Raw genomic sequence first — 3927 nt, 5'->3', positions numbered from 1 at the left:
CCGGCTACTACGTCACCTGGAGCGGCCAGTTCGAGAACATGGAACATGCCATCGAGAAAATGAAGGTCGTCGTTCCGGTCACGCTGCTCTCCATCTTCCTGTTGCTCTATCTCAATTTCAGGCGCATTACCGAAACCCTCATCGTCATGCTCTCGGTGCCCTTCGCCCTGGTCGGCGGCATCTGGCTGATTTGGTTGCTCGGCTACAACCTCTCGGTAGCGGTGGCGGTGGGTTTCATTGCCCTGGCCGGGGTCGCCGCCGAAACCGGCGTCATCATGCTGATCTACCTCGATCACGCCTGGAAAGCGGTCAAGGCGAAGTGCCGGGAAGTGGAGCGCAAGCCAGATGTCGGTGACCTCTACGCCGCCGTGATGGAAGGCGCCGTCGAGCGCGTGCGCCCGAAAATGATGACCGTGGTAGCGATCATGGCCGGCCTGCTGCCGATCATGTGGGGCACCGGCACCGGCTCCGAAGTCATGAGCCGCATTGCCGCGCCGATGGTCGGCGGGATGATTTCTTCGACGGTGCTAACGCTGGCGGTGATCCCGGCCATCTATGCGCTGGTCAAGCAATGGCGCATAGATCGGGGACTGGAAAATTGAGCAGTTTTAGGCAAGCATGGCTGCAAGCCTCATGGACTGGCGATCTGCAATAAACACTCCTGAAGAGTGGCGTATTCATTGCCTGTCAAGACAGCCTCACTGTAGAACGCCATTTGACGGGCATTGCAGAGCGAGTACTTGGCTCAACTCGGGCAAATCGTAGGGCGCCGTTCAGCCATCTATTGCCATCTCAGACATGACGCTGATGCTCCGACTCCCAGCCCTTGCATGCCAACCCGACCATGCGCGGAATCAGATAGCGACCGGCTTCGTAATAAGACACCATGCGTCGCGTGATACCGAGTGCCAGTGCGGCATCGGACAGGGACAATCGATTGCGGGCGCGCCAAGCGGCGAACTCGTCAATGGGTGTCGCCTCGCCAGTCTGTTCGCGCGCCATGCGCCAAAGCGTATCTGTGCCGATTTCCGCGCCATCGGGCCAGATCAACGACCAACCATCTTCGCCAACGGCGACGGCGGCAAACGCGCCGGCATCGTCCAGCGTGGATAGCCCGGCCAGATCGGCAACCAGCGCGGATAGATCGACGCGATCAACCTTGCCGCTGACCCAGGTAATTTCAACCGCATGTTCGCCAGCGGCGACCACAGCCTTGATGTTCGGTTCTTTCATCGCTTTGCTTCTCGTTCAACCCATATTCGCATGATCAATTCGCGGTTGGCAACAATCCACGCCTTGGCTTCCGCCATCACCTTCGACTCGGCGCGGCCCTTCGATGCCATCCCGATCAATGGCAAGAAATACCGGAAGCGGGCTAATTCGCGAGTCGGCCTGCCCCAGCCCGTTGTGTCGGTAGCTGCTCCAGCGATATTGTCCGGGGGCTTGCACCATCACGGCGCGGACGGGGTTGAGTTCGATATTGCGCATGCAGGTGAGCAGGTAGCTTTCTGCCTGGATCACGCTGGATTTGTAACGACCTTCCCACAGACTGCCGGTGCGGCGGTAACTGCGATTGATGTATTGCACGTAACTTCGGCCGATGGCCTGCAAGAGCTTGGCGATTCCCGTCTCGCTTTCTGGCGTGACCATCAGATGTACATGGTTGGTCATGAGCACATAGGCGTGGATGTGGCAGTGCCAATCGGCAGCTATTTTTTCCAGCCAGAGGAGGTGAAAGTGGTAATCCTCCTAGGCAAAAAAAAACAGGACTCCCGATTGATTCCGCGCTGAACGATGTGCTACGGCATTCCGGCTAATTTAATGCGTGGTCGACGTGGCACGGCTGCTCCAAAAGGAATGAGAAGCTGAACCCTTTAGATCCTGGACCCCTTTAGTTCCTGCTTGTTTCACATAAGCAGGGTTTGCGAACGTGGATCGACGGATCAGACAACCAAAGGCATAGCCGCCATTTACCCACGGGCGCAAAGAAAAGAATTTGCGCACACTACCGGCCTCGATTGATGACGATGACCAACTACGCCGCCAGCAAATGAATCTTGCTCAACAGATCCCCATGTACTCGCTCAATCTCTTCCGTGTCGTAGTCGGCTTGCAAACCAAGCCAGAACCCTGGTGTTGTTCCAAGCGCCCGAGAAAGGCGCAAAGCGGTATCTGCTGTCACCGAACGCCGACCGGCTAATATTTCTCCAATGCGAATCTGCTGTACTCCGATTGCTTTTGCCAGGCGGTAGGGGGTAATACCCATCGGATCAAGAAATTCTTCCTTGAGAACTTCGCCGGGGTGAATGTTAGGCAACTTGTCCATAAGTCATCCTTCAGTGATAGTCACAAATCTCGACACGTTCCGCGTGCCCGGCATTCCACACAAAACATACTCGCCATTGATCGTTGATGCGGATGCTGTGTTGCCCGGCGCGATCCCTTGTTAATGCCTCCAGCCGGTTATTTGGCGGAATGCGCAAATCATCAAGCACACGCGCATTGGCTATCATCCTCAGCTTTCGCCGCGCCACCGCCTGAATTTGGTTTGGCAGATTCTTGGTAAATTCACCGCGCCAGATGCTTTCGGTTGCGTTGTTGTGGAACGAAGTAATCATGTAAAGAATAGTATCGCAAGGCGATATTATCGTCAAGTGATAATTTAGTTTGAAGGGTTTGAATAGTCTGTAGAACGCTTCAAGATGACTATCTGGAGGGGCTCTCAGGCCAGCGCACTGCGGTGAATATCAAAAAATAATCGTGTCGCCTATTGTCTCTGGGGATTGTGCCGGTTAATCGACCCTGGCCCCTTTGATTCTGCGGCATCCATATAATTCCTGCGTCAGATAGGAGCGGAAGCGCACTTCCCGAAGCGACCCGGATCGGCGATATTTCACAGTTAGCTCATTTCCTAAAAAGCGTAGAATGCCCGCATGAACAATATAACTATCGCTGATATTCTTAAGCTTCCGGTACAGGAGCGCATTCACCTCGTTGAGATTATTTGGGACAGCGTTGCGGCGGTTCCTGAAGCCGTGGAGGTTTCGCCTGCGCTTAAGGTAGAACTCGAAGCACGCTTGGCGGAGTTCGAGGCAAACCCGGATGCAGGTTATTCTTGGGATCAGGTGAAAACAAGCCTTAAAAATGGCTCATGGCGTACCGCCTGAAATTCTCTACACGAGCATTGCGTGAAACTGGCAAAGCTCAAGAGTGGTACGAATTGCAAAGTCTCGGCCTCGGTGAAGAATTCATTGCCGCAATGGAGTTGCAGCTAAAACGGCTAGAGCAAGCACCTCTGCTTTATGCTGAGGTAATTCCCGGTGTTCGCCGAGCCCTCCTTCCCCGGTTCCCTTATGGTTTGTTTTATACGGTTCGGGGTGATCTCTTACATGTTTTGGCTGTGTTACATGATGCTCGCAATCCGAGTCTCTGGCCAAAAACCCGCCAACAAACGGTTGGATCGCGGCTTCGCACAATTTAACCTTAATCGTTTGGAAGTGTCAGGCGGGCACGGCGCAGCATGGGGACTCCGGGGAAAATTGGCGAGCTTGACGTTTTGCCAGAAACCCGTGGTCCGACCCCTATTATTCGTGTCATTTGCGGGTTTGCGCTGAGGTTTTCAGGATCAATGGTCGTTGAATATCTCGGCCAGAGTGCAGGAATCAAGAATGCGCTCCGCCCAAGCTTCCAACTGGTCAGTCGTAGCAGTTCTGAGGCGGGCTCTAACATCGTCGGGGAGCGAACCGAATCGTTTAAAAATCAGGCGTTCAAGCAGCATGGATTCGCCTTCGAGCTTGCCTTCGAGCTTGCCTTTGATCATGCCTTTGATCTCGCCTTCGAGATTGCCTTTGATCATGCCTTCGATCTTGCCTTTTTCTCTCTCTGCCCGAAGCTCGCTGACTTCGTCATGCAAGGCGCGTTCGCGCA

At 54.5% G+C, this 3927-nt stretch carries 8 protein-coding genes; 3 read left to right on the top strand and 5 right to left on the bottom strand.

The features are described 5' to 3' along the window. Window positions 1-602, top strand: a 602-nt coding sequence (locus ACOYNV_RS26370; RefSeq protein WP_422902790.1) for an efflux RND transporter permease subunit, incomplete at its 5' end; no start/stop codon positions are given. Between the two features lie 190 nt (window positions 603-792). Here ACOYNV_RS26370 and ACOYNV_RS26365 read toward each other — a convergent pair. The 4 genes from ACOYNV_RS26365 to ACOYNV_RS26350 form a co-directional block, all read right to left on the bottom strand. Further along, window positions 793-1233, bottom strand: a complete 441-nt coding sequence (locus ACOYNV_RS26365) for a DUF2442 domain-containing protein (protein WP_422902789.1) — start codon at window positions 1231-1233, stop codon at window positions 793-795. 15 nt (window positions 1234-1248) lie between these two features. Next, on the bottom strand, window positions 1249-1713 hold the full coding sequence (locus ACOYNV_RS26360; protein ID WP_422902791.1) for a transposase: 465 nt from the start codon (window positions 1711-1713) through the stop codon (window positions 1249-1251). A gap of 322 nt (window positions 1714-2035) precedes the next feature. After that, window positions 2036-2326, bottom strand: coding sequence for a HigA family addiction module antitoxin (locus ACOYNV_RS26355; protein ID WP_422902788.1), 291 nt, complete (start codon window positions 2324-2326; stop codon window positions 2036-2038). A gap of 10 nt (window positions 2327-2336) precedes the next feature. Beyond that, a complete protein-coding gene (locus ACOYNV_RS26350; protein WP_422902787.1) occupies window positions 2337-2618 on the bottom strand; it encodes a type II toxin-antitoxin system RelE/ParE family toxin in 282 nt (93 codons plus the stop codon). 315 nt (window positions 2619-2933) lie between these two features. Here ACOYNV_RS26350 and ACOYNV_RS26345 point away from each other — a divergent pair, with 315 nt between their 5' ends. After that, on the top strand, window positions 2934-3167 hold the full coding sequence (locus ACOYNV_RS26345; RefSeq protein WP_422902786.1) for an addiction module protein: 234 nt from the start codon (window positions 2934-2936) through the stop codon (window positions 3165-3167). Further along, the gene (locus ACOYNV_RS26340; RefSeq protein WP_422902785.1) at window positions 3152-3481 is read left to right on the top strand and encodes a type II toxin-antitoxin system RelE/ParE family toxin; all 330 of its coding nucleotides are present in this window, start codon (window positions 3152-3154) and stop codon (window positions 3479-3481) included. The genes ACOYNV_RS26345 and ACOYNV_RS26340 overlap by 16 nt, the downstream gene beginning before the upstream one ends. Window positions 3482-3625: 144 nt before the next feature. On the opposite strand, the gene ACOYNV_RS26335 is transcribed toward ACOYNV_RS26340, so the two are convergent. Then, window positions 3626-3927 (bottom strand): DUF4351 domain-containing protein (locus ACOYNV_RS26335; protein ID WP_422902784.1); only part of this gene is annotated, 302 nt, incomplete at its 5' end.

The organism is Propionivibrio sp., from assembly GCF_049316945.1.
Taxonomy (GTDB): Bacteria; Pseudomonadota; Gammaproteobacteria; order Burkholderiales; family Rhodocyclaceae; genus Propionivibrio.
Note: the sequence above shows the minus strand (reverse complement) of the source record. Positions and strands in the feature narration are given on the sequence as shown.

Excerpts from the sequence above, each read along its gene's own strand:
- ACOYNV_RS26365 (WP_422902789.1), bottom strand. The coding sequence starts at position 1,233 with ATGAAAGAACCGAACATCAAGGCTGTGGTCGCCGCTGGCGAACATGCG.
- ACOYNV_RS26355 (WP_422902788.1), bottom strand. The coding sequence starts at position 2,326 with ATGGACAAGTTGCCTAACATTCACCCCGGCGAAGTTCTCAAGGAAGAA.
- ACOYNV_RS26350 (WP_422902787.1), bottom strand. The coding sequence starts at position 2,618 with ATGATTACTTCGTTCCACAACAACGCAACCGAAAGCATCTGGCGCGGT.
- ACOYNV_RS26345 (WP_422902786.1), top strand. The coding sequence starts at position 2,934 with ATGAACAATATAACTATCGCTGATATTCTTAAGCTTCCGGTACAGGAG.
- ACOYNV_RS26340 (WP_422902785.1), top strand. The coding sequence starts at position 3,152 with ATGGCGTACCGCCTGAAATTCTCTACACGAGCATTGCGTGAAACTGGC.